This window comes from Tritonibacter scottomollicae (assembly GCF_032924845.1).
Classification (GTDB): Bacteria; Pseudomonadota; Alphaproteobacteria; order Rhodobacterales; family Rhodobacteraceae; genus Epibacterium; species Epibacterium scottomollicae.
Genome location: NZ_CP136704.1, coordinates 2716860 through 2738713, shown reverse-complemented (window position 1 = coordinate 2738713; position 21854 = coordinate 2716860). Strand labels below are relative to the sequence as shown.

The 21854-nt window shown below is 61.5% G+C and carries 24 protein-coding genes and 1 pseudogene; 17 read left to right on the top strand and 8 right to left on the bottom strand.

The window, feature by feature from the left end; all coding sequences use genetic code 11:
- Positions 1-58: 58 nt before the first annotated feature.
- Positions 59-1258, bottom strand: coding sequence for a benzoate/H(+) symporter BenE family transporter (locus tag R1T40_RS13665; protein ID WP_317384514.1), 1200 nt, complete (start codon positions 1256-1258; stop codon positions 59-61).
- Positions 1259-1399: 141 nt separating this feature from the next.
- Between R1T40_RS13665 and R1T40_RS13660 the strand changes: the two genes are divergently transcribed.
- From R1T40_RS13660 to smpB, 3 genes are all read left to right on the top strand, one after another.
- Positions 1400-1963 carry a helix-turn-helix domain-containing protein gene (locus R1T40_RS13660; RefSeq protein WP_106161377.1) on the top strand — a complete coding sequence of 188 codons (564 nt, stop codon included), beginning with the start codon at positions 1400-1402 and terminating at the stop codon, positions 1961-1963.
- A gap of 76 nt (positions 1964-2039) precedes the next feature.
- Positions 2040-2903, top strand: coding sequence for a DMT family transporter (locus R1T40_RS13655; RefSeq protein ID WP_317384513.1), 864 nt, complete (start codon positions 2040-2042; stop codon positions 2901-2903).
- 96 nt (positions 2904-2999) lie between these two features.
- Positions 3000-3476, top strand: coding sequence for an SsrA-binding protein SmpB (gene smpB, locus R1T40_RS13650; protein WP_106161381.1), 477 nt, complete (start codon positions 3000-3002; stop codon positions 3474-3476).
- A 97-nt stretch (positions 3477-3573) separates the two neighbouring features.
- Here the strand turns inward: smpB and R1T40_RS13645 are convergent, their stop codons facing one another.
- Complete coding sequence (locus R1T40_RS13645; RefSeq protein ID WP_106161383.1) at positions 3574-4164, bottom strand: MlaC/ttg2D family ABC transporter substrate-binding protein; 591 nt, start codon at positions 4162-4164, stop codon at positions 3574-3576.
- 3 nt (positions 4165-4167) lie between these two features.
- The gene (locus R1T40_RS13640) at positions 4168-4929 is read right to left on the bottom strand and encodes an MlaA family lipoprotein (protein ID WP_317384512.1); all 762 of its coding nucleotides are present in this window, start codon (positions 4927-4929) and stop codon (positions 4168-4170) included.
- A gap of 197 nt (positions 4930-5126) precedes the next feature.
- On the opposite strand from R1T40_RS13640, the pseudogene R1T40_RS13635 reads away from it, so the two are divergent.
- From R1T40_RS13635 to R1T40_RS13610, 6 genes and pseudogenes are all read left to right on the top strand, one after another.
- Positions 5127-6889 (top strand): annotated as a pseudogene (locus tag R1T40_RS13635) (type I secretion system permease/ATPase).
- Positions 6886-8196 (top strand): HlyD family type I secretion periplasmic adaptor subunit, encoded by a 1311-nt coding sequence (locus tag R1T40_RS13630; protein ID WP_317384511.1) that lies wholly within the window; start codon positions 6886-6888, stop codon positions 8194-8196. Before R1T40_RS13635 ends, R1T40_RS13630 begins: the two are co-directional and overlap by 4 nt.
- 111 nt (positions 8197-8307) lie before the next feature.
- Positions 8308-8769 (top strand): RidA family protein, encoded by a 462-nt coding sequence (locus tag R1T40_RS13625; protein WP_106161391.1) that lies wholly within the window; start codon positions 8308-8310, stop codon positions 8767-8769.
- Positions 8770-8773: 4 nt separating this feature from the next.
- The gene (locus tag R1T40_RS13620; protein WP_317384510.1) at positions 8774-9550 is read left to right on the top strand and encodes a glycerophosphodiester phosphodiesterase family protein; all 777 of its coding nucleotides are present in this window, start codon (positions 8774-8776) and stop codon (positions 9548-9550) included.
- A gap of 47 nt (positions 9551-9597) precedes the next feature.
- The gene (locus R1T40_RS13615; protein ID WP_317384509.1) at positions 9598-10785 is read left to right on the top strand and encodes a GNAT family N-acetyltransferase; all 1188 of its coding nucleotides are present in this window, start codon (positions 9598-9600) and stop codon (positions 10783-10785) included.
- The gene (locus R1T40_RS13610; RefSeq protein WP_106161397.1) at positions 10782-11075 is read left to right on the top strand and encodes a 4a-hydroxytetrahydrobiopterin dehydratase; all 294 of its coding nucleotides are present in this window, start codon (positions 10782-10784) and stop codon (positions 11073-11075) included. Before R1T40_RS13615 ends, R1T40_RS13610 begins: the two co-directional genes overlap by 4 nt.
- Before the next feature lie 152 nt (positions 11076-11227).
- Here the strand turns inward: R1T40_RS13610 and R1T40_RS13605 are convergent, their stop codons facing one another.
- Positions 11228-12097 carry a CHAD domain-containing protein gene (locus R1T40_RS13605; protein WP_317384508.1) on the bottom strand — a complete coding sequence of 290 codons (870 nt, stop codon included), beginning with the start codon at positions 12095-12097 and terminating at the stop codon, positions 11228-11230.
- A 51-nt stretch (positions 12098-12148) separates the two neighbouring features.
- Positions 12149-12634: a peroxiredoxin gene (locus tag R1T40_RS13600; protein ID WP_317384507.1), complete on the bottom strand. Its 486-nt coding sequence runs from the start codon at positions 12632-12634 to the stop codon at positions 12149-12151.
- Between the two features lie 126 nt (positions 12635-12760).
- Between R1T40_RS13600 and R1T40_RS13595 the strand changes: the two genes are divergently transcribed.
- The 3 genes from R1T40_RS13595 (at position 12761) to R1T40_RS13585 (ending at position 15265) form a co-directional block, all read left to right on the top strand.
- Positions 12761-13972: an NAD(P)/FAD-dependent oxidoreductase gene (locus R1T40_RS13595; RefSeq protein WP_317384506.1), complete on the top strand. Its 1212-nt coding sequence runs from the start codon at positions 12761-12763 to the stop codon at positions 13970-13972.
- The gene (gene rsmD / locus R1T40_RS13590; RefSeq protein WP_317384505.1) at positions 13969-14535 is read left to right on the top strand and encodes a 16S rRNA (guanine(966)-N(2))-methyltransferase RsmD; all 567 of its coding nucleotides are present in this window, start codon (positions 13969-13971) and stop codon (positions 14533-14535) included. Before R1T40_RS13595 ends, rsmD begins: the two co-directional genes overlap by 4 nt.
- A gap of 64 nt (positions 14536-14599) precedes the next feature.
- Complete coding sequence (locus tag R1T40_RS13585; RefSeq protein ID WP_317384504.1) at positions 14600-15265, top strand: HAD family hydrolase; 666 nt, start codon at positions 14600-14602, stop codon at positions 15263-15265.
- An 88-nt stretch (positions 15266-15353) separates the two neighbouring features.
- On the opposite strand, the gene map is transcribed toward R1T40_RS13585, so the two are convergent.
- The gene (map, locus tag R1T40_RS13580; RefSeq protein WP_106161407.1) at positions 15354-16169 is read right to left on the bottom strand and encodes a type I methionyl aminopeptidase; all 816 of its coding nucleotides are present in this window, start codon (positions 16167-16169) and stop codon (positions 15354-15356) included.
- Between the two features lie 151 nt (positions 16170-16320).
- Here map and R1T40_RS13575 point away from each other — a divergent pair, with 151 nt between their 5' ends.
- Complete coding sequence (locus R1T40_RS13575) at positions 16321-17202, top strand: mechanosensitive ion channel family protein (RefSeq protein ID WP_106161409.1); 882 nt, start codon at positions 16321-16323, stop codon at positions 17200-17202.
- A gap of 10 nt (positions 17203-17212) precedes the next feature.
- On the opposite strand, the gene sfsA is transcribed toward R1T40_RS13575, so the two are convergent.
- Positions 17213-17911, bottom strand: a complete 699-nt coding sequence (sfsA, locus tag R1T40_RS13570; RefSeq protein WP_317384503.1) for a DNA/RNA nuclease SfsA — start codon at positions 17909-17911, stop codon at positions 17213-17215.
- Between the two features lie 144 nt (positions 17912-18055).
- Between sfsA and R1T40_RS13565 the strand changes: the two genes are divergently transcribed.
- The 4 genes from R1T40_RS13565 to R1T40_RS13550 are packed head-to-tail and all read left to right on the top strand — an operon-like array spanning position 18056 to position 21129.
- Positions 18056-18778: a competence/damage-inducible protein A gene (locus R1T40_RS13565; protein WP_317384502.1), complete on the top strand. Its 723-nt coding sequence runs from the start codon at positions 18056-18058 to the stop codon at positions 18776-18778.
- On the top strand, positions 18775-19503 hold the full coding sequence (locus tag R1T40_RS13560; RefSeq protein WP_317384501.1) for a GNAT family N-acetyltransferase: 729 nt from the start codon (positions 18775-18777) through the stop codon (positions 19501-19503). The genes R1T40_RS13565 and R1T40_RS13560 overlap by 4 nt, the downstream gene beginning before the upstream one ends.
- 28 nt (positions 19504-19531) lie before the next feature.
- Positions 19532-20104: a peroxidase-related enzyme gene (locus R1T40_RS13555; RefSeq protein WP_317384500.1), complete on the top strand. Its 573-nt coding sequence runs from the start codon at positions 19532-19534 to the stop codon at positions 20102-20104.
- A complete protein-coding gene (locus R1T40_RS13550; RefSeq protein ID WP_317384499.1) occupies positions 20101-21129 on the top strand; it encodes an OmpA family protein in 1029 nt (342 codons plus the stop codon). The genes R1T40_RS13555 and R1T40_RS13550 overlap by 4 nt, the downstream gene beginning before the upstream one ends.
- 11 nt (positions 21130-21140) lie before the next feature.
- Here R1T40_RS13550 and R1T40_RS13545 read toward each other — a convergent pair whose 3' ends face one another.
- Positions 21141-21728 (bottom strand): LysE family translocator, encoded by a 588-nt coding sequence (locus R1T40_RS13545; RefSeq protein ID WP_317384498.1) that lies wholly within the window; start codon positions 21726-21728, stop codon positions 21141-21143.
- Positions 21729-21854 lie beyond the last annotated feature (126 nt).

Genomic DNA, 21854 nt, shown 5'->3' with positions numbered 1-21854 from the left:
GCAACATGTCGGGGCGGTTTGAGGTCACGAAATTACTCTTGCGGCGGGTCTCGCGTGGTTATTGCGAAACCGGGTGTGGATCGGGCTCTGCGGTCCTTGGTGCCGCTGGGCGCAGCAGGTGGGTCACGGCCAGTCCCATCAAGAGCGCCCAGAAGGGGGCGCCTATACCAAGGAAGCTGACACCGGAGACGGTCATCATGAAGGTGATCAGCGCCGCCTCGCGCCCCCGGCTGTCGGCCAATGCGGCCGAGAGGCTGTTGCCGATGGTTGACAGCAGCGCCAGCCCGGCCACGGTAGCAATCAGCGCCTTGGGTGCGATCAGGAACAGGCTGATCACCGTCGCGCCGCCAAGTCCCACCAGACAGTATAGCACACCGGCAACCACGCTGGAGAGATAGCGGCTTTTTGGGTCCACGTCCGCCTCTGGTCCGGCGCAGATGGCGGCGGTGATGGCGGCGAGGTTGAAGGCAAAGCCACCAAAGGGCGCGAGGATCAGCGAGGCCAGGCCGGTGACGGTCAGGCTGGCGGAGACAGGCGGCGTGTAGCCCGCCCCGCGCAGGGTGACGACGCCGGGCATGTTCTGCGAGCACATGGTCACGATATAGAGCGGCAGGCCAACGCCGATCAGAACCGGCAGCGAGAACGCGGGCGCCACGAACTCTGGCAGGGCAAGGCTCAGGTTCAGCGCTTCGAGATCGCCAAACGATCCGGCCCAAGCGGCCCAGAGGCAGCCGACCAGCAGCACTGCGGGAATGGTGTAGCGCGCAAACCAGATCCGCCCAGCCAGGAAGGTCGCCCCCATGAGACCCACCAGGGCCACATCGGTGCCAAGAGCGGTGAAAGCCGAGAGGCCGAACTGGAACAGGATTCCGGCCAGCAGCGCATTGGCCAGCGCATCCGGGATCAACCGGGCCAGCCTTGCAAACCAGCCGGTGAGACCGGTAAGGGTCAGGAGCGCGCCGCAAAACAGGAAGGCACCGACGGCCTGCGACAGCGGCACGCCGTTGAGGCCCGTGGCCAGCAGCGCGGCCCCCGGCGTGGACCAGGCGGTGAGGATCGGCATGCGGAACCACAGCGACAGGATCAGGCTTGTCAGCCCCATGCCCAAACCCAGCACCACCAGCCAGCTGTTGGCCTGCGCCTGCGTCGCGCCCACCGCCTCGATGGCCTGAAAGATGATGGCGACAGAGCTGGTATAGCCCACCAGCACCACGATCGCGCCCGCCGCCAGATGGGAGAGTTTCAGTCGGCTCAGCATGCGGGTTTTCCTCGGGCAATGGCTGGGATAGGTGTTGTGCGTTATAGCGCACGATACAGGTTGTGCGCTATAACGCACAAGCCCTCATTTTGGGGATGCCCAGCGGGCAGCAAAGGTTCGGGAAGACGGGATGGCTACGGTATGAGCGACGACAGTATCACCTTGAACTTGCGGGAAATCCGCGCGGCCTCGGGGTTGAGCCTGTCGCGCGCCGCCGAGGTTACCGGCGTCAGTAAGGCCATGCTGGGTCAGATCGAACGGGGCGAATCAAGCCCGACGATTGCCACCCTGTGGAAGATCGCCAAGGGGTTTCATCTGCCGCTCACCGCGCTGATCGACGAAGGCTCCCGTCCCTCTGGCATCGGGGGCGAGGTCTATCGGACCGTGCAGTTTCCCGGCAGCATCACGGTGAAGATCGTCTTTCCCTTTGACCCCAACTTGGGGGCGGAGACCTTTCACGTCAGCCTGAAGCCAGGGCAAAGCCACGAATCGCAGCCACATGACAGCGGCGTCACCGAAGAGGTCTTTGTGCTGGAGGGGGCGATGGAGGTGCTGCGTGACGGTGATTGGGTGGCGCTGGAGCCGGGGCAGGGGCTGCGCTTTGCCGCCGACCAGCCACATGGCTATCGCAGCCTGCACAGCGGCGCGGCGTTCCTGAACATGCACCACTATCGCCACGCGGCGGGGTTGCGCGCGGCCGATTGACGCCACCGGCTTGTCCTGCCCCTACCGCAGAGCGTACCACTGGCGGCAAGGCAATTTGATCCGGGACATTTGCAATATGGATAAAGACACCCTGCGCGGCAGCCTGCTGATGGCTCTGGCCATGGCCGCTTTTGCGATCGAGGACATGATCATCAAATCGGTAGCGGGCGCGATGCCCACGGGGCAGGTGCTGATCGTCTTCGGCCTGGGCGGCATGGCGATCTTTGCCGTCGTGGCGCGTGCGCAGGGGTCTTCCTTGTGGCACCCGGGCTTTTGCACGCGCCCGCTGCTGTGGCGCTGCGTCGCGGAGGTGGCGGGGCGGCTGTTCTTCACCCTGGCGATCGTGCTGGCACCGCTGTCGCTGGCCTCCGCCATTCTGCAGGCCACACCGCTGGTGGTGACCGCAGGCGCAGTAGTGTTCTTCGGTGAAAAGGTCGGCTGGCGGCGCTGGCTGGCGATCTGCGTCGGCTTTGTCGGTGTGCTGATGATCCTGCGTCCGGGCATGAGCGGCTTCGAGGCGACCTCGCTTCTGGCGGTGGCGGGCATGCTGGGCTTTGCCGGGCGCGACCTGGCCACCCGGGCGGCGCCCAAAACCATGAGCAACGCCCAGCTTGGGATCTTTGGCTTTGCCATGCTGGTGATCGCGGGTGTCATCCTGCTGGCCTGGACGGGGGGCGCGGTTTGGCCCACGGGCCAGCAAAGCGGCGCGCTGGCAGTTGCGATCGCGGTGGGTGTGCTGGCCTATATGGCGCTCACCGGGGCGATGCGCACCGGCGAGATCTCTGTCGTGGCGCCGTTTCGCTACTCGCGGTTGGTATTCGCGATGGCTCTGGGGGTTTTGGTCTTTGGCGAACAACCCGACCTGATGACCATCCTCGGGTCGGTGGTCGTCGTGGCAAGCGGCATTTTCACCCTGTTGCGCAGCCAGAAAACGGCCTGAGAGGGCAGCTGGGAGGGGCGCAGGTGGCACAGGTCCCGTGATTTGTGTCGCAGGTGATCTTGCGCCCGCCTGCATGGCGACTTACATCTGCGCCCCATGGCCCAAGCAAAGACAGACCCGAACTACAAAGTTATTGCCGAAAACCGCCGTGCGCGGTTTGACTACGCGATCGAGGAAGACCTCGAATGCGGCATCATGCTTGAAGGGTCGGAAGTCAAATCCCTGCGGGCCGGTGGCTCCAATATCGCCGAATCCTATGCGGCGGTGGAAGAGGGCGAACTGTGGCTGGTGAACTCCTACATCGCCCCCTACGCGCAGGCGAAATCCTTCAAGCATGAGGAACGCCGCCGCCGCAAGCTCCTAGTCTCGCGCAAGGAAATGGCGAACCTGTGGAATGCGACCCAGCGCAAGGGCATGACGCTGGTGCCGCTGGTGCTGTATTTCAACCACCGCGGCATGGCGAAGATCAAGATCGGTATCGCCAAGGGCAAGAAGAACCACGACAAGCGCGAAGCGGCAGCCAAGCGCGACTGGTCGCGGCAGAAGCAACGCCTGCTGAAGGATCACGGCTGAGGCCGATCCGCGAAGTTTGGGACACTCTTGACGAAGAAAAGGCCCCGTTTGGGGCCTTTGTTCTGTTTGAAACCGATCTTTCCGACGCGGAGACCGTTCAGGTCATCGCCCGCAAATCCGCGATCATCTTGTCGATATCTCCGCCGTTGCGGTCGATAATTGCACCGATTTCCGTGCGCTCTGTCAGCAGCAGGTTCACGCCTTCGATGAACATGTTGAAGAACAGGTCCTTGCCGGAGCGGTTCGACACATGGAACGTCACCTCGAAGGGCGATTGTCCCCGCAGATAGGCGACGCAGGAAACCTCGTACCACTTCTTAACTTTTTTCACGCCGGTCACTTCCAGGCGGCCACCGATGAACTCACGGAACCGGCTGCCATATTTCTTGGCGATGTAGCCCTGGAAAGCATCGGAGAAGGCGCGTTTTTGGGCCGAGCTTGCCCGGCGCGCGTCGACGCCCATGGCGTAGGCTGCAATGTAGGAGGTGTCGCTGTAGCGCTGGAAAATGCGCTCGAAGTCGCCATACATCGACCGCTCGCTCTTGCCGGATGCGATCACCTTGTTGATGTCGGTGACGAGGCGCGTGATCAGATTGGATGCGGAGCTTTCATTGAGCGCAAAGGCCGGAAGCGCAGCAAAGGACGCCCCTATGGCACCCAGAGAAGCAAGGAATTTACGGCGAAGCATGGTTTAGAACCCTCCGGTATCTAGTTCGAACGGATCGATTTCAGAGCCGGCATCTTCCTGGCCCAGCTCGAACCGCCGGTTTTGCAGGTAGATCTGGCGACCCTGCGCATAACTGTCAGCGCTCTCGTAGAGAATCGAGTCGATCGTGTCGGAATATGTACCGCGATTTCCCAGTTGGTCCACGATCTCTGCCGGAATTTGCAGGTCTTCGGCGGGATTGTTCTCAAGCTGGCTGAGCGGATTGGTGAAAAAATCAACAACAATGCCCACGGCATCGCGGGTGGTTGAGGGCCCATAGGCGGGCAATTCCACATATGCGCCTTCGCCGGCACCCCAGACATGCAGGGTTTCTCCAAAGTCGGTGCGAGCTTCCGCCATCTTGAAGTCAGACGCCGGGTCGCCAAGGCCCCCGATGCCCAGCACCGTATTCACCGCAAACCGACCAAGCGCCTGTCCCGCGCCCTTGATGTTGCCTTGCAGCAGGTAATTCACTGCATCGCCGGGCTTTGACAGGTTTTCCGCGAAATTTCCGAAGGCCGTCACCATGTCCGGAGGGACGACCGCGACATATCCTTTTGACGCCGGACGGAATGCATATCGGTCCAGCCCCTTGTTGAACTGGTGAACCGAACGATTGGTATTTTCGTAGGGATCGAAGATCTCTCCCGCAGCTTTCGCGGCCGGATCCTGCGTGGCACAGGCGGAGGTCAGTACCGCAGTGGAAAGGACCAACGCAGTTGCGGATTTTTTCAACAAAGCAATCATGTCTACCAATTCTTCAGTTGCGGTCGGCGCACGGGCCCCCGTCACCTAGGGGTCACTTAGCAATCTCTGCGGTTCTTCCCAGCCCATAACCACAGCAAGACCAAATTATGTGACAGATTTGGAACATATGCCAGTCACTCTTTGAAAAGGGCTTCGGGGCTTTATAAGGGGATCAGGGCACGCTCTACTAGGACGATATGAAGAATACATTTGCAAATGCTGGCCGGGACGAACTTCTGGCGATCCGCCGCCGGAGCCGAGGCCTTTTTTGGGCGGTCGCGCTGCTGAGCGCTTTCGTGAACATGCTGATGCTCACGGGGCCGCTCTATATGATGCAGGTCTATGACCGGGTATTGGGCAGCCGGTCCGAAGCCACATTGTTGGCGCTGACTCTGTTGGTGGTCTTTCTCTACGGCATGATGGGACTGCTGGACGCGGTGCGCGGTCGGATCATGCGGCGGGTTGCGGCCCGGTTTCAGGCTGGTCTGGACCGTCGCGTCTTTGATGCAATGATCCGACGTTCGGCGGTGTCTGGTGATCCCGAGGCGCAGACCGGGCTCAGTGATCTTGAGAGTATCCAGAAGCTGATTGCTTCCCCTGTCGTCATGGCGGGGTTCGATCTACCTTGGACGCCGATCTTCCTGGCGGGCATCGCACTTTTTCACCCCTGCCTTGGGATACTGGCGATTTGTGGCGGTGGCGTGCTGATTGCGATTGCGGTGATCAATCAGATCCTCAGCACGGCGCCTGGCAAGGCTGCCATGGTCAGCGGACATCAAGCCATGGTGCAGTCCGAGGAAATCCGCACCGAAGCCGAAATGACTCAGGCCATGGGAATGCGGCAGGCGGCCTTTCAACGCTGGCGCGTGGCGCGCGACAAGGCGTTGGCCGACAGTGTTTCCGCATCGGATGTGACGGGCACTTTTGGCACTTTGACAAAAACGCTGCGCCTGTTCCTGCAATCCGCGATGCTCGGTTTGGGGGCCTATCTGACACTGCAGGGCGAGGTCAGCCCCGGTGCCATGATCGCCGGGTCTATCCTTCTGGGGCGCGCGCTGTCCCCGATCGAGGTTGGGCTGGGGCAATGGCCGCTGGTACAACGAGCCCGGAAGGGCTGGCAGAACCTCGAGAGCTTCTGGGCAAGACACCGCCCGAAGCCGCGCGCACAGCGCTGCCGGAACCGCGCGCGTTGCTCGAAGTGGAGGCGATTGCCGCCACGGCGCCGGGCGAGTCGCGCCCTCTGCTGCGCAATGTCACCTTTCGGGTCGATCCCGGCGAAGCGATCGGGGTGATCGGCCCGTCGGGCTCCGGCAAATCCACTCTGGCGCGGGTTCTCACCGGGGCCTGGCGCACGGCGGCTGGAACCGTGCGCCTCGATGGGGCGGCGCTGTCGCAGTACGATCCTGCAGTGCTGGGCGATCACATTGGATACCTGCCGCAACGGGTGCAGCTCTTTGACGGCACGATTGCGCAAAATATCGCGCGCCTTGCCGAAACGCCCGATGCCACCGCGGTGGTGGAGGCGGCCAAATCTGCGGCTGCGCATGATATGATCGTCAAGTTGCCCGACGGCTACGACACCCGTGTGCGTGCTGGTGGCGGACGTCTCTCTGGTGGTCAGATGCAGCGTATCGGTCTGGCGCGGGCCTTGTTTGGTAAACCGGCCATCGTGATTCTGGATGAGCCCAACTCGAACCTCGACAATGAAGGGTCCGTCGCACTCAACAATGCAATCAAACGGCTGAAGGCACAGGGGAAATCGGTGCTCATCATGGCGCACCGTCCAGCGGCCATCCAAGAGTGCGACAAGCTATTGGTTATCGATCAGGGCACCATGACCGCCTTTAGCCCCAAGGATGAGATCCTGCGCAAGATGGTGACCAATCACCGCGACATTCAGCAGGGCGGCACGGCCCGCCCGCCTCAGGGTGCAGCCGGTGGCGGAGGAGCGACGCGATGAACGAGGCGAAAGACAGCAGTTGGCCGGTGCGCGGCGCTCTGTTGGTTGGAGTACTGGGGATCGCTGTGCTTCTCGGCGGGTTTGGCACCTGGGCGGCGTTTTCCAACATTGCCGGTGCGGTTGTGGCCTCCGGTCAGATCGAGGTGGATCGCAATCGACAGGTTGTTCAGCACATCGACGGCGGTGTGGTGGCAGACATTCTGGTGGATGAGGGCGATCTGGTGGCAGAGGGGCAGACCTTGTTGCGTTTGGATCCTGCCGATTTGCGGTCGGAACTGACCATCACGGAAGGTCAGCTGTTTGAGCTGATGGCCCGTCGCGGGCGGTTGGAGGCGGAGCGTGACGAAGTAGACGACATCACGTTCTCAGAAGAACTGTTGCAGCTGGCCCAGACCCGGCCGGAGGTCGCGGAGCTGGTGGAGGGGCAAAGCCGCCTGTTCGAGGCCCGGCGCGAATCGGTACGTCGGGAAGTCGAGCAGCTTGAAAAACGCGCCTCGCAGATCGAAAATCAGATTGTCGGGATTCAGGCGCAACAGGCTGCCACCCGCGAGCAATTGCAGCTGATCAAAGAGGAGCTGGGCAACCAGCAATCGTTGTTTGATCGCGGGTTGGCACAGGCTTCGGTCGTCTTGAACCTACGCCGCAACGAAGCCAATCTGCAGGGAACGCTGGGCGAGCTGATTGCGTCGGAGGCGCAGGCCGAAGGGCGGATCACAGAGCTGGAGATCGAAACCCTGAAGCTGAACACCCAGCGCCGCGAAGAGGCCATCACCCGCGTGCGCGATCTGCGCTACCAGGAACTGGAATTGATCGAGACGCGGCGCTCTTTGCGGGACCGGCTCAGTCGTCTTGAGATCACCGCGCCGGTGTCCGGCATTGTCTATGGCATGACGGTTCGAACGCCGCGCTCCGTGATCCGGCCGGCCGACCCTGTGCTCTACCTCGTGCCACAGGATCGCCCGCTGGTGATCGCGGCACAGGTGGCCCCCACGGACATCGACCAGCTCCATGTGGGGCAATCCGTGTCCATCCGACTGCCCGCACTCGATCAGCGGCAGACGCCGGAGCTCTTCGGCGCGGTCACTCTGTTTTCGGCGGATGCGTTCCGTGATGAGGCGACGGGACGATCCTACTACCGTGCTGAAATCGAACTGAACGAAGGCGAAATGGACCGTCTGCCCGGCGGCACAGTGCTGATCCCGGGCATGCCGGTCGAGAGCTATATCCGCACTGCAGACCGTTCGCCGCTGGCCTATCTGGTGAAGCCGCTGGCCGACTATTTCGTCAAGGCCTTCCGCGAGCGCTAAGGGCGGCGCGCAAACCATGGCCGAGCCGCCGCAATTGCCTCTTTCCCGAAGGAACCTTCCGCTGTAGCGTCCGCGGCAAAGACAGACGGACACTGGCAAAGGAGCCCGACCATGAGCGTTGACGCGAAACTTCAATCCCTCGGCCTGACACTTCCCGACGCCCCGGCGCCTGCGGCAAATTATGTGCCCTTCGTGGTCTCGGGCAACATGGTCTATGTCTCCGGTCAGATCTCGGCGGACGAGAATGGTCTGATCACTGGCACCTTGGGCGATGATCTTGACGTGGACGCGGGGCAGGCGGCGGCCAAGCGCTGTGCCTTGTCTTTGCTGGCTCAGGTCAAAGCCGCCTGTGGTGGCGACCTTGGCAAGCTGAAGCGGGTGGTCAAGCTGGGGGCCTTCGTGAATTCCACAGCCGATTTCACCCAGCAGCCGCAGGTCGTGAATGGGGCCTCTGATGTTCTGGTTGAAATCCTTGGTGACGCAGGGCGTCATGCACGCTCGGCTGTCAGCGCGCCTTCGCTTCCAATGGGAGTCGCGGTCGAGATCGACGGTATTTTCGAAATCGAGAGCTGATCTGATGTCGACACCGGCTCTGCCTGCAGCATTTCTGCAGCGCCCAATCGCTCACCGTGCGTTGCATGGACAACAGGAACACTGCCCCGAGAACAGCCGCGCTGCGATCCGCGCGGCGGTCGAGGCAGGCTATGGGATTGAGATTGACCTTCAGCTTTCGGCGGACGGTCGGGCGATGGTTTTTCATGACGAACAACTGGAGCGTTTGACCGACGCGGCGGGGCCAGTGCGCGCGCGCACGTCAGCTGAGTTAGAGGCGATCCCGCTCAAGAACGGCGATGGCGAGTGCATTCCAACGTTTCGCGAAGTGCTGGATATTGTCGCCGGGCGTGTCGCGCTCTTGGTGGAAATCAAGGATCAAGACGGTGGGATGGGGCCCAATGTTGGCCCGTTGGAGGCCGCCGCCGTTGCCGATCTGGCCGGTTATGACGGGCCGGTGGCCCTGATGTCGTTCAACCCGCACAGCATCGCAGAGGTTGCCCGGCTTGCGCCTCATTTGCCGCGCGGTCTTACCACCTGCGCCTATGATCCGCAGGAGTGGGCACCGCTTGCTGCTGAAGAGTGTGACGCCCTGCGCGCGATCTCCGATTTCGACCGTGTCGGCGCCTGTTTCATCAGCCACGAGGCGCGCGATATCACCCGTGCCCGGGTGCAGGCCCTGCGGGCAGATGGTGTGCCGATCCTCAGCTGGACCATCCGCTCACCCGGCGAAGAGGCTGAAGTGCGCCGCTTCGCCGACAACGTGACGTTTGAAAATTATCTTTCTGCTCTAGGCGCTTGATCGGGCGTAACCTGCGCCCAAATAAGGGGGAGGCAGTGAGAGGCGGAATGGATCAGGCGCAAATTGAAATTCAGGTGCTTGGCAGCCTGACGCAAATCGATGCGTCGGACTGGGACGCCTGCGCCTGCCCCGAAGCTGCTGAGGGCAGACGCCCCGATGATCCCTTTACCACCCACCGGTTTCTGAGCGCGCTGGAGGTGAGTGGCTCTGTCGGGCCGGGCACCGGCTGGCAGCCACAATACCTGGTCTGCTACCTCGACGGGCAGATGATTGCCTGTGCGCCGCTCTACGCGAAGGGCAACAGTCAGGGCGAATATATCTTCGACCACAACTGGGCGCATGCCTATGAGCGGGCAGGCGGCCGTTACTATCCAAAGCTGCAGATTGCTGTGCCCTTCACTCCGGCGACGGGGCGGCGCTTTCTCGTGCGACCTTGCTACGAGGAAATCGGCGTGTCGGCCCTGGTGCAGGGAGCGGTGCAACTGGCGACGGATAATCAGTTGTCCTCGATGCACGTGACCTTTTGCACCAAACGGGAGGCAGAGATCGGCCGCGCGCTTGGTCTGATGCCGCGCAGCACCCAGCAGTTTCACTGGTTGAATGACAGCTATGAGAGATTTGACGATTTTCTTGCGGCGCTTTCCTCGCGCAAGCGTAAGAACATCCGCAAGGAACGACGCCAGGCGCAGGGTTTTGGCGGGACCATCGAAACCTATACTGGCGCGGATTTGCGGCCGGAGCATTGGGATGCCTTCTGGCGGTTCTACCAGGACACGGGCAGCCGCAAATGGGGCACGCCCTATCTGACCCGTGAGTTCTTCGACATCGTACATCACACGATGGCGGATGATATGGCTCTGGTGTTGGCTGAACGGGACGGTGCTCCGGTGGCGGGGGCGCTGAACTTCATCGGACATTCTGCGCTTTATGGCCGATACTGGGGGTGCACCGAGCATCACCCCTGTCTGCATTTTGAGCTGTGCTACTATCAGGCGATCGACCTTGCCATCGAGATGGGCCTCGCGCGTGTCGAGGCAGGCGCGCAGGGCGAACACAAGCTGGCCCGGGGCTATCTGCCGACCGAGACTTCCAGTCTGCACTGGGTGGCAGACCCAGGATTTCGCACTGCGATCGAACAGTATCTGGACGCGGAAGGCGCCGCCGTGGACGAGGAAATCGAAATCCTCACCAGCTATGGCCCTTTCAAGAAAACCCAAGTGGAGGAACAAGAATGACAGAAAAGCTCTCCGAAGAGACCCGTGGACCACTTCTGAAGCCGTTGTTTGATACCGGATGGGAGATGGAGGACGGACGGGACGCGATCCGCAAGACGTTCAAGTTCTCCAACTTTGTCGAAGCCTTTGCCTTCATGACCAAGGCGGCGATCTGGGCCGAGAAATGGGACCATCACCCGGAATGGAGCAACGTCTACAATACTGTGACGGTGGTGCTGACCACTCATGACGTGGACGGGCTGAGCACCTTGGACGCCAAACTTGCCCGCAAGATGGATGGTCTGGTCTGAGCGGTGCAGGTCGAGGCAATAAAGCTGAGGCGGGCCATTGGCAGGGCCCGCCTTAGGTCATCTGTTGCAGCAGCCCCCGGTTGCGGTCGACACGGGCCGCGGCGCTTTGGGACAGCTCGCCGTATGGCAACGCATGTTGAGCAAAACGGCGGTCAATAGAGCGGCAACGTCTCCGTCGCACGCCACATCTTCTGTAGCCGCTTGTGGTCAAGACCGACGCCGGCCTCTTTGGCCTTGATCAGCTCATTCGCGATATGATGCTCTGGCGAAGCGGCATCCATGTCTTTCATCAGATCTTCAAGCCGATCCCGCACAGCGCTTGCATCGCGTGCGGCAACCATGGAATCCAGTAGTTTTTTCAACTGCTTGAGAAACGCTTTGGTTTTCTTGGATGAGAACATCACCTGTGTGAACTCTGCCGTTGCCCGTAGTTTGCGCAGGCTCTTGCGGAAACTGTCGCGGGCCTGACTGTCCAGGCGTTTCAGCGTCTCACCATGTTTCAGGGCCTGGTTCAGGCGCAGTTCCAGCGTTTCATGGCAGAGAGCTTCCAGCTTCTCCTGACTTCCCGCAGCCGGGCGCCAGAACTCGGGATCACTCATATCACGGCCTCGCGCCATCATTTCGACGACCCGCTCCCCTTCAAGGAGCTCGCGCAGGGCAGCACGCTCGCTGTTAATCCGTTCCAGCGCCCGCACCTCCAGCGACTGCAGCGCTGTATTGTCGGGCAATGCCACCCGTGCAGGGGTCAGCGTATCCTGCCACAGCAGGTACAGATCGCGCAGGCGGGTGACCTCCGCGCTGAGCCATCGCGCGTCGTCCAGCAGCGCCTTGTTATGATCGGGGGGCAGCAGCGGTCGGAACAGGGTCAACCCGCTGCGCAACCGCCTGAGCGCAACGCGCAAGGCCTGCGCGCTGTCAAAGGCATCGTCTCGCGCCACAAAGGCGCGAGCGGTGTCGATTTCTTCCATGACCTCCGCCATGATGCTGGCGGGGTGGTTCGCAGGGCTATGCGGATCAGTCATTCGTCTGTGTTCAAGGCCTTGGCTGTATGGGCAGAAGTGCACTGTGACAGATTACAGCGCATCCAGCAGCCCTTCGCCAGCAGACACTTCACAGGTACCCGGACTTTCTTCGAGGTGCAGGATTTTTACCTCACCATCTTTTACCACCATGGCATAGCGTTTGGACCGACCGATCAGACCAGCGGGTGGTGCGTCAAACCGCATGCCGATGGCGTCTGTAAATGTGCATTCCGCGTCCGCTAGCATGGTGATGCCTGCGTCCGCAGCGCCGGTGGCCTCGCCCCATGCTTTCATCACGAACGGGTCATTGCCTGCGATACAGATGATTTCGTCGATGCCCTTGGCCGCCAGCTGATCCTTGGTACGGATGAAGCTCGGCACATGCGCAGAGTGGCAGGTGGGGGTGAACGCGCCGGGTACGGCAAAAATCGCCACCGTGCGCCCGGATGTCAGATCTTGGAGTGCGACCGGTTCAGGGCCTTCCTCTCCGATCCGGGTCAGTGTGGCGGCGGGCAGCTTGTCTCCAACGGATATCATCGGGCGGTCCTCTCTGTGGTTTTCGAACGGGCTCACGACGGGTTTGGGCAATTGCGTCACGACAGCCCCTGCATGTAGTGTCCCGCGCAGACGGTATAAGAACTGCATCAGGAGACAAGAGGGCACATGACTCATATCGCGGTGATTGGCGCGGGCCAGGCAGGGGCGTCCCTGGTGGCAAAGCTGCGCAAGAGCGGGTTTGACGGTGATATTACCCTGATCGGGGCCGAGGAGGCATTGCCCTATCAGCGCCCGCCGCTGTCCAAGGCCTATCTCTTGGGAGAGATGGAGGTGGAGCGCTTGTTCCTGCGCCCCGAGAGCTTTTATGCGGAGAACAACATCACACTCCGCCTTGGCGCCAAGGTGGACGCGATCGACCCGGCGGCAAAGACCATTCGCATCGGCGAGGAGATCATCGCCTATGACCAGCTGGCTCTGACCACCGGCTCGCATCCGCGCCGCCTGCCGGTCTCCATTGGTGGGGATCTGGGAGGCGTGCATGTCGTGCGCGACCTTACTGATGTTGATGCCATGGCCCCGGCGGTGACCGACGGTGCTCGCGCGTTGATTGTGGGTGGAGGATATATCGGACTGGAGGCGGCCGCAGTCTGCGCCAAACGCGGGGTGTCGGTGACTTTGGTTGAGATGGCAGACCGCATCTTGCAACGAGTCGCAGCCCCCGAGACCTCGGATTACTTTCGCACGCTTCACACCGGCCACGGCGTCGACATCCGCGAAGGTGTCGGCCTCAACCACCTTGAAGGCGAGGACGGCACGGTGACGCGCGCGGTGCTGAGCGATGGCAGTACGCTGGATGTGGATTTCGTGGTGGTTGGCGTCGGCATCGCTCCGGCCTACGAGCTGGCAGAGGCCGCAGATCTTGAGATCGAGAACGGCATCCGCACCGACGCACATGGCCGCACCTCTGATGCGTCGATCTGGGCCGCCGGCGATTGCGCCTCTTTTCCCTATAAGGATCACCGCATCCGGTTGGAAAGCGTGCCCAATGCCATCGACCAAGCGGAAGTGGTGGCCGAAAACATGCTGGGTGCGGAAAAAACCTACGTTGCCACGCCTTGGTTCTGGTCTGACCAGTATGATGTGAAGTTGCAGATCGCCGGTTTGAACTCTGGGTATGACAATGTGGTCACCCGTCAGGGCGAGGGCGCTACGATCTCTTTCTGGTACTACACCGGCGACCAGCTGGTGGCGGTCGACGCGATGAATGACCCCCGTGCCTATATGGTGGCGAAACGTCTGATCGAAGCGGGCAAAACCGCAGACAAGACCGTGGTGGCCAACCCGGATGCGGACCTGAAGCCGCTTTTGAAAGCGTGAGGATTATTGCTGGCGATTTCCGCGGTCGCGCTCTTGCGGCCTTGGGCAAAGGCGATGCGGCTGCTCATCTGCGCCCGACCACGGATCGGGTGCGCGAAAGCCTGTTCAACGTGCTGTCTCATCGGGTCGAGTTCGAGGAGGCGCGTGTGCTGGACGTTTTTGCCGGCACCGGCGCGCTGGGGCTCGAAGCTCTATCGCGCGGCGCGGCTGCGGTTGCGTTTGTGGATGATGGGCGCGTGGCGCAAGGGTTGATCCAGAAGAACATCGACATCTGCCGCGCCAAACCGCACTGCCACCTGCACCGCCGGTCCGCGCTCAAGCTTGGCGACAATCCTGACCCGTCATTTGATTTGATCTTCCTCGATCCCCCATATGGCAAGTCACTCGGGCAAAAGGCGTTGACCGCGCTCAGTCTGGGCGGCTGGATTGCCCCGGGCGCGCTTGTGGTCTGGGAAGAAAACGCGCCGATGGATGCGCCCGAAGGCTTCATGCTGGAGGATACTCGCAAATATGGCGACACGCATATCACGTTGCTTTGGGCGCAGCATGAGGCGCGCTCTTAGATAAACCTCAGATGCGCCTGCGGTGACAGTCGACCCGGCGCTGCAGTCTGCATGGAGGATCCGCATGCCCACGACCTATCCCAGACCTGCGCTGGTGATCTTTGATTGTGACGGAGTTCTGGTGGACAGCGAGCGGGTGTTCAACGCGGTGCTCGCGCGCAACCTGGCGGGCCATGGTCTGACCCTCGACACAGATCAAAGTATGACCACATTTGCGGGTCTTGCCATGCCGGAGGTTGCAGCCAGTGCAACCCAGATGGGGGCCACCTTACCGCAGGATTGGATCGACGAAGTCTATGGTGAGGCCTATCAGACCTTGCGTGACGGCGTGCCGCTGATCCCCGGCGTCATGGAGGTCATCGCCCGTCTCGATCACGAAGGTATCCCCTGCTGCGTTGTGTCCAACGGGAGCGAGGAAAAGATGCGGATTACACTCACGCCGCATGGTCTCTGGGATCGGTTCCACCCCAACGCCATGTTTTCGGCCCATACGCTGAAGGTTGCTAAACCTGACCCGGGCATTTTCCTTGCGGCGGCCGCCCATTTCGATGTGCAGGCGCGGGATTGCGTTGTGATCGAGGACAGCGCCACGGGTGCGCGTGGGGCAGCCAGGGCGGGCATGCAGTGCTTCGGCTACGCCGCGCATGACAACGGTGCCGCACTTGTCGCCGAGGCGGCAGAAGTCTTCCACGACATGAAGGATCTGGCGCGCCGTCTCGGCCTGAGCTGACGCGCGGGGTCATCTGAGAGAGGTGGCTGAGCCGACTGGTCGCGTAGTCGGCAGACAGGGGCAGGAGGGGCCTCGCCCTCCGCCTTGATCAGTCGTTCTTATAGGTCGGGTGGAACAGCCCGGCAGGCGACAGGGTGAAGATATCCACCCCATCCGCCGTCACACCGACAGAATGTTCGAACTGCGCCGACAGTGATTTGTCGCGGGTCACGGCGGTCCAGTCATCTGCCAGTACCTTGGTTTCGGCGCGGCCCAGGTTCAGCATCGGTTCGATGGTGAAGAACATGCCTTCTTCCAGCACCGGCCCGGTGCCTGGACGACCATAGTGCAGCACGTTGGGCGGTGCGTGGAACACCTGACCCAGCCCATGGCCGCAGAAATCGCGCACCACGCTCACCCGCTGGCTCTCGGCATAGGACTGGATCGCATGGCCGATGTCGCCAAAGGTATTGCCGGGCTTCACCACCTCGATGCCCTTCATCAGCGCATCATGGGTGATCTGGATCAGCCGTTCGGCCTTGCGCGGCAGCTTGCCCGCCACATACATGCGGCTGGTGTCGCCGAACCAGCCATCGACGATCACGGTGACGTCGATGTTGAGGATATCGCCATCCTTCAGCTTCTTGTCGCCGGGGATGCCATGGCAGACCACATGGTTGATCGAGATGCAGCTCGCGTGCTGATAGCCCTTGTAGCCGATGGTGGCCGAGGTCGCGCCCGCGTCCTCCACCATCTGGGTGATGATGCGGTCAATCTCGCCCGTGGTCTGGCCGGGGAAGACATGCTGGGCGATCTCATCAAGAATCTTCGCCGCAAGCGCACCGGCTGCGTGCATGCCCGCAAAATCGGACTGATCGTAGATGCGGATACCGTCTTTGGTGGTGCGGCCGTTCTTGGATCTCATCGGGGCATGCTCCGTCGCGTGTCGTTTGCCAGCTATTTAGGGGTTTCCACCGCAAAGGGCCAGAGGCGGCAGGGGTCTTTGTCGGAACCTTCGCCAGGGTCGCGCGTTTTAGGGCGAGAAATACATAAAGAAACGCCAAAAGGGACGCGCAATGGAAAGTTTAAACACACTTATGCAGACCGAGATCTACGACGGCAAGGCGCTGACGGATCTGGTCACGCTGGAATTTCTGGCCCAGCTCCTCGGCAATGTGCTGGCGGCTGCGTTTATCCTCATTGTCGGCTTCATTGTTGCGAGTTGGGCAAAGCGGCGTGTCGTTGCCCTCAGTGACAGCCATATGCGTCTCGACAACACTCTGTTCCACTTCCTCGGCAATGTGGTTCGTTACATCATTCTGGGCTTCGCTCTACTGTTCGTGCTGAACACATTCGGCGTTCAGACGACCTCCATCATCGCTGCCATCGGTGCGGCGGGCCTGGCCATCGGTCTTGCCATGCAGGGCGCGCTGTCGAATGTGGCGGCGGGCGTGATGATCATCCTGTTCCGCCCCTTCAAGCTGGGTGATTTCATCGACGTGAACGGCGAGATGGGCACGGTGAAGGAGATCAGCCTGAACAATACCGTCATCGCCAGCCTGTCCAACGTGAAGGTGATCATCCCCAATGCCGAGGTCTGGGGCAATACGATCTCCAACTATTCCGTCTACGACACACGTCGCGCCGAGTGGAGCTTTGGCGTGGGCTACGGCGCAAATCTTGCGCTGGCCGAACGCACAATCCGCGACACCATCATGGCTGATGACCGCTCGCTCAGTGATCCGGAGCCGTTTATCCAGGTCAATAACCTGAACGATAGCTCTGTCGATTTTCTCGTTCGGGTCTGGGTCAATTCTGCGGATTATTTTCAATATCAGGCGGATATGAAGCGCAAGGTGAAGGAAGCCTTGGACGGTGCCGGTGTGGATATTCCTTTCCCGACACGTACTCTCGTGCAGCCCGACAACCCGCAAGACGAAGAGCGCGACGCGGCATAATGTTATTCGGTCATCCCGCGAAGGGGTGGCCGACTTCCACACCATCGGGGGTGATCTGGGTTCCGATGACCAGCCGTTCGACGCCCCGTGCCTGCGCTGCATCGAATTCAGCTGCGTAGGTCGGGTCAATGTCGGAGGCCAGCTGGAAACCTGTGCAATCCGTACGTTGCACCAGATAGAGCATCACCGCCCGATGACCGGCGTCTGCCATTTTGGCAAGCTCTCGCAGATGTTTTGCTCCGCGTGTGGTGACACTGTCAGGGAACTCGGCCAGCCCGGGTTTGCGCGAGAGCGTCACGCTTTTGACCTCGACATAGGCATCGGGCAGGCTGTCGCCACTCAGTAGGAAATCGATGCGGCTGTTCTCGCCATATTTCACTTCGGCCCGCAGGGTGGAATAGGCGGCGAATTCTGCAATCTTGCCGGCCTCCAACGCGGCCTTGAGGGCACGGTTCGGCACCGACGTATCGACACCGGTGAAATGCCCGTCCGCATGTTCCACCAGTCGCCAGCCGTATTTCAGCTTTTTCTTCGGGTCGTCATTGGGTTCCAGCCAGATCCGCATGCCGGGTTCTGCCAGTCCCATCATCGAGCCGGGGTTGGCGCAATGGGCGGTCACTTCGCGCCCGTCCTCCAGTCGGCAATCAGCCAGGAAGCGTTTGTAGCGTTTGATCAGCGTGGCGGGGATCAGGGGCGTTGGAAACTGCATGCCACCGGTCATGCGCCAGAAAGCGCCGCCTGTCAAAGCCGGGACCGTGCCGGGCGCGCGAACGTGGTTGCACCGGCTGTCGGGGAAGCTATCCTCTGGCGGAGCCTCGAAAAACACATCCGCATGAAATTCAGGAGACGCGCCATGCCCAATCCCACCGCTGCAATGCTTGTGATCGGGGATGAAATTCTGTCGGGGCGCACGCGCGACTCCAACATGTATTTTCTCGCCGGAGAATTGAACAAGCTCGGCGTCGACCTGAAGGAAGTGCGCGTGGTGAGCGATGAGGCCGACGCCATCGTGGCCGCGGTTACGGATCTGTCGAACGGCTATGACCATGTCTTCACATCCGGTGGTATCGGCCCAACGCATGACGATATCACAGCCGATTGTATCGCCCGTGCCTTCGGGGCTGCGATCGACGTGCGAGCAGATGCCCATGCCATCCTCGAGGAGCATTATGCCAAGACCGGTGCGGAGCTGAACGAGGCGCGTCTGCGCATGGCCCGTATCCCTGATGGTGCGACGCTGATCGACAATCCGGTGTCCCGCGCGCCCGGCTTCACACTGAACAACGTGCATGTGATGGCAGGGGTGCCTGCGGTGTTTCAGGCCATGGTGGCCACGGTCCTGGCGACACTGGCAGGGGGGCAGCCGCTTCTAAGCCAAACCCTCCGCGTGGACCGGGGCGAGGGCGAGATCGCGGCGATCCTGTCCGCGCTGGCCGAGAAATACAGCGACCTGTCGATCGGCTGTTATCCGTTCCAAATAAACGGAGCTTTTGGCGCCAATGTGGTGGTGCGCGGCACGGAGGGCGCGCGTTTGGATGCGGCGATGACTGAACTGGCACGGGATCTTGGCCTGTGAGCACCACCGCGGTGACCGATCCGAAGTATTACGACGTGGTGGAGGCGACATGGCCGTGTCTGCGCAAGGAAGAGCTGGGCGCCATCACCCTGCGCGTGGGGGCAGGCGGTGGCAGCCGCGTTTCGGCCGCAACTGCCGAGGCCGAGGTCAGCGACGACCAGATCGCCGAGGCAGAGGCCGCCATGCAGGCGCTCGACCAGCCGCGCCTGTTCATGATCCGCGATGGGCAGGTCGATCTTGACGCTCAGCTCGATCGTCTCGGTTATGTTGTGATGGATCCGGTGGTGCTTTGGACCTGTGCGCCCTCTGTGCTGACGGATGTGCCGATCCCGCGTGTCACCACGTTTGATGTTTGGGAGCCTTTAGCGATCCAGCGCGAAATCTGGGAGACCGGCGGCATCGGCCCCGCGCGCCTGGCGGTGATGCATCGGGCCGTGGCGCCAAAGACGGCCTTGCTGGGGCGCTGGGACGACAAGCCTGCGGGGGTGGCCTATGTCGGGCTGCACGGTGACATAGCCATGCTGCATGCGCTTGAGATCCTGCCGCATCAGCGCCGCAAGGGCATGGGCGTCTGGATGATGCGTCAGGCCGCCGTCTGGGCAGAACAGCACGGAGCGGCGGAACTTTCTGTTCTCTGCACGCGCGCCAATGTCGCTGCCAACGCGTTATACAGTGGCCTCGGCATGACGGAGGCCGGAGGCTATCACTATCGGATCAAACATTGACCAGCAGTCGCCGGAGGAGGGCGCCCGCATGACACAGATAAAAGAACCCACCGCGCTCGACCTGCCGATGACGGACCCGCTGCCACCTGAAACGCAGAAGTATTTCGACATCTGTCAGGATAAGCTGGGCATGGTGCCCAATGTGCTGAAGGCGCATGCGTTTGACGTTGAAAAGCTCAATGCCTTTACCGCCATGTACAACGACCTGATGCTGGGCGACAGCAAGCTGACGAAGCTGGAGCGGGAAATGATTGCCGTCGTCGTCTCCTCCATCAACAAGTGCTTCTACTGTCTCGTCGCGCATGGGGCCGCGGTGCGACAATTTTCAGGCGATCCGCAGCTGGGCGAGATGCTGGTGATGAACTACCGTGTGGCGCCGCTGGATGCACGGCAGCGCGCGATGCTGGATTTCGCCGCAAAGATGACGCGCGCCAGTGCTGAGATCGAAGAGGCTGATCGCGAGGGTTTGCGCGTCAACGGTTTCGATGATCGCGACATTTGGGATATCGCCAATGTGACGGGTTTTTTCAACATGACCAACCGTGTCGCCAGTGCCACCGCAATGATGCCCAACGCTGAATACCACGGGCAGTTCCGTTGAGCCTGCGGCGGCTTCTCCCTGTTGCGCTGGCGCTTGGACTTGGTGGGCATGCGGCACTTGCTGCGCCGATCCAGATCCCGCTGCCTGACGGCGAGGAGCTGCTGCGCGAACAGGAAACGCCACTTGATACGCTGCTTATTCCCACCGGACCGGTTGCCGGGGATGACGTGCCGGCCCGCGCGCTGGAAGGGCGCGTTTATCGGCGCAGCTGGCGGGTCAGTGGCGATTGGAGCACGCTGCAGGTTCTTGCGCCGATCCGGAGCGCGCTGCACGAACAGGGATTTGAGACCATCTACAGCTGCACGGCGCGCGCCTGCGGCGGGTTCGGATTTCGGTTTGGAATCGAGGTGATCCCGGCACCGGACATGGCGGTGAACCTCTCGGATTATGAATTCCTGTCAGCCCAGCACCCGGAGACAGGCGCGGCGGTGTCGTTACTGGCCTCCCGCACCGCCGGATCGGTCTATGTGCAGCTGTTGGAGCGGTATGACCCGGCACATCGCGTGCGTCCCCCCTCGCTTCCTGAGGCGTTGTCGTCGCCAGATGCCGAGAGTTCTGACGATGTGACAGATGGCAATACCGCCCTTTCGGCATCAGCAGAGCAGGCCCTGCTGATAGACGCCGTGAAGAAGGGCGGCAGCCTGTCTACCGGTGCGATCAAGGACCTGCTGGTGTTGCAGGGACATGTGCCGCTTCTGGATCTTGATTTCGATACTGGCTCGACCCAGATGGGGGAAGGGCCGTTTGATACGCTGGAACAGCTGGCCACATTCATGCGCAGCAACCAGAGCGCCGTGATCCTGCTGGTGGGGCATACCGATACGGTTGGTGCGTTGGATGGAAATATCGCGATCTCACGCCAACGGGCCGCCAGCGTGCGCGCGCGGCTGGTCTCCAAGTATGAGATTGCCGGGGATCGCATTCAGGTCGCCGGGGCTGGCTTTATGGCCCCGCTGGCACCCAATACCACCGAGGCTGGGCGCGAAATCAATCGCCGGGTGGAGGCGGTCCTGGTTCAGCCGTGAACGCCCCGGTCTCAGGCCAACAGGATCCAGACCGCGACACCAAACAGCATCAGGGCGAACCCTTTGTTCAGCAGTCGCGCTTGTCCGAGGCTGGAGAAGACGGTGCCAAGCCGATCACCGACCAGCGTCCAGACTGTAAATGCCAGCAAGTTATTGAGTGTGAAGACGGTTGTGATCAGGATGACCAGCCCAGCGTTCTCCCGATCCGAGGGCGGCAGGAACTGGGTGAATATCAGGGCGATGATGACATAGGCCTTTGGATTGAGAATCAGCAGCATCACCCCATCACTGAACCGGGCCGAGGACGCCGCTATGGTGACGCCGGTGTGGCTGGCCTGCAGGAACCGCCAGGCGATCCACAGTATATAGAGGCCACCCAACAGTTTCAGAGTGCCAAACACCGCTGGCGCCTGCGCGATGATCGTCAGGCTGCCAAAGCCGATCATCAGGGTGATGCCCCATGTTGCAAGGTGATATCCGGCCGAAGCCGCCAAGGTGCCACTCGCCCCAAACCGGGCTCCCGCCGCGGCAAAATACAGGTTGCCGGGACCGGGGCTATAGGCCAGCGGGAACAAGAACATCAGCAAGGCAAGTATCATGATGGCTCTCCTCGGGGGGCAGGATGTGAGCCCTAGAGATGTACGGCAATTCACTTCTATCGCGACCCGAAGCCTGCGCATCGGAGGCACCCGACAGACGTTCTGCCCCTCGCGGAAGGCGCAAGG

Bases quoted from the DNA above. Each gene is read 5' to 3' on its own strand.
- R1T40_RS13665 (WP_317384514.1), bottom strand. From the start codon at position 1,258: ATGCTGAGCCGACTGAAACTCTCCCATCTGGCGGCGGGCGCGATCGTG.
- R1T40_RS13660 (WP_106161377.1), top strand. From the start codon at position 1,400: ATGAGCGACGACAGTATCACCTTGAACTTGCGGGAAATCCGCGCGGCC.
- R1T40_RS13655 (WP_317384513.1), top strand. From the start codon at position 2,040: ATGGATAAAGACACCCTGCGCGGCAGCCTGCTGATGGCTCTGGCCATG.
- smpB (WP_106161381.1), top strand. From the start codon at position 3,000: ATGGCCCAAGCAAAGACAGACCCGAACTACAAAGTTATTGCCGAAAAC.
- R1T40_RS13645 (WP_106161383.1), bottom strand. From the start codon at position 4,164: ATGCTTCGCCGTAAATTCCTTGCTTCTCTGGGTGCCATAGGGGCGTCC.
- R1T40_RS13640 (WP_317384512.1), bottom strand. From the start codon at position 4,929: ATGATTGCTTTGTTGAAAAAATCCGCAACTGCGTTGGTCCTTTCCACT.
- R1T40_RS13630 (WP_317384511.1), top strand. From the start codon at position 6,886: ATGAACGAGGCGAAAGACAGCAGTTGGCCGGTGCGCGGCGCTCTGTTG.
- R1T40_RS13625 (WP_106161391.1), top strand. From the start codon at position 8,308: ATGAGCGTTGACGCGAAACTTCAATCCCTCGGCCTGACACTTCCCGAC.
- R1T40_RS13620 (WP_317384510.1), top strand. From the start codon at position 8,774: ATGTCGACACCGGCTCTGCCTGCAGCATTTCTGCAGCGCCCAATCGCT.
- R1T40_RS13615 (WP_317384509.1), top strand. From the start codon at position 9,598: ATGGATCAGGCGCAAATTGAAATTCAGGTGCTTGGCAGCCTGACGCAA.
- R1T40_RS13610 (WP_106161397.1), top strand. From the start codon at position 10,782: ATGACAGAAAAGCTCTCCGAAGAGACCCGTGGACCACTTCTGAAGCCG.
- R1T40_RS13605 (WP_317384508.1), bottom strand. From the start codon at position 12,097: ATGACTGATCCGCATAGCCCTGCGAACCACCCCGCCAGCATCATGGCG.
- R1T40_RS13600 (WP_317384507.1), bottom strand. From the start codon at position 12,634: ATGATATCCGTTGGAGACAAGCTGCCCGCCGCCACACTGACCCGGATC.
- R1T40_RS13595 (WP_317384506.1), top strand. From the start codon at position 12,761: ATGACTCATATCGCGGTGATTGGCGCGGGCCAGGCAGGGGCGTCCCTG.
- R1T40_RS13585 (WP_317384504.1), top strand. From the start codon at position 14,600: ATGCCCACGACCTATCCCAGACCTGCGCTGGTGATCTTTGATTGTGAC.
- map (WP_106161407.1), bottom strand. From the start codon at position 16,169: ATGAGATCCAAGAACGGCCGCACCACCAAAGACGGTATCCGCATCTAC.
- R1T40_RS13575 (WP_106161409.1), top strand. From the start codon at position 16,321: ATGGAAAGTTTAAACACACTTATGCAGACCGAGATCTACGACGGCAAG.
- sfsA (WP_317384503.1), bottom strand. From the start codon at position 17,911: ATGCAGTTTCCAACGCCCCTGATCCCCGCCACGCTGATCAAACGCTAC.
- R1T40_RS13565 (WP_317384502.1), top strand. From the start codon at position 18,056: ATGCCCAATCCCACCGCTGCAATGCTTGTGATCGGGGATGAAATTCTG.
- R1T40_RS13555 (WP_317384500.1), top strand. From the start codon at position 19,532: ATGACACAGATAAAAGAACCCACCGCGCTCGACCTGCCGATGACGGAC.
- R1T40_RS13545 (WP_317384498.1), bottom strand. From the start codon at position 21,728: ATGATACTTGCCTTGCTGATGTTCTTGTTCCCGCTGGCCTATAGCCCC.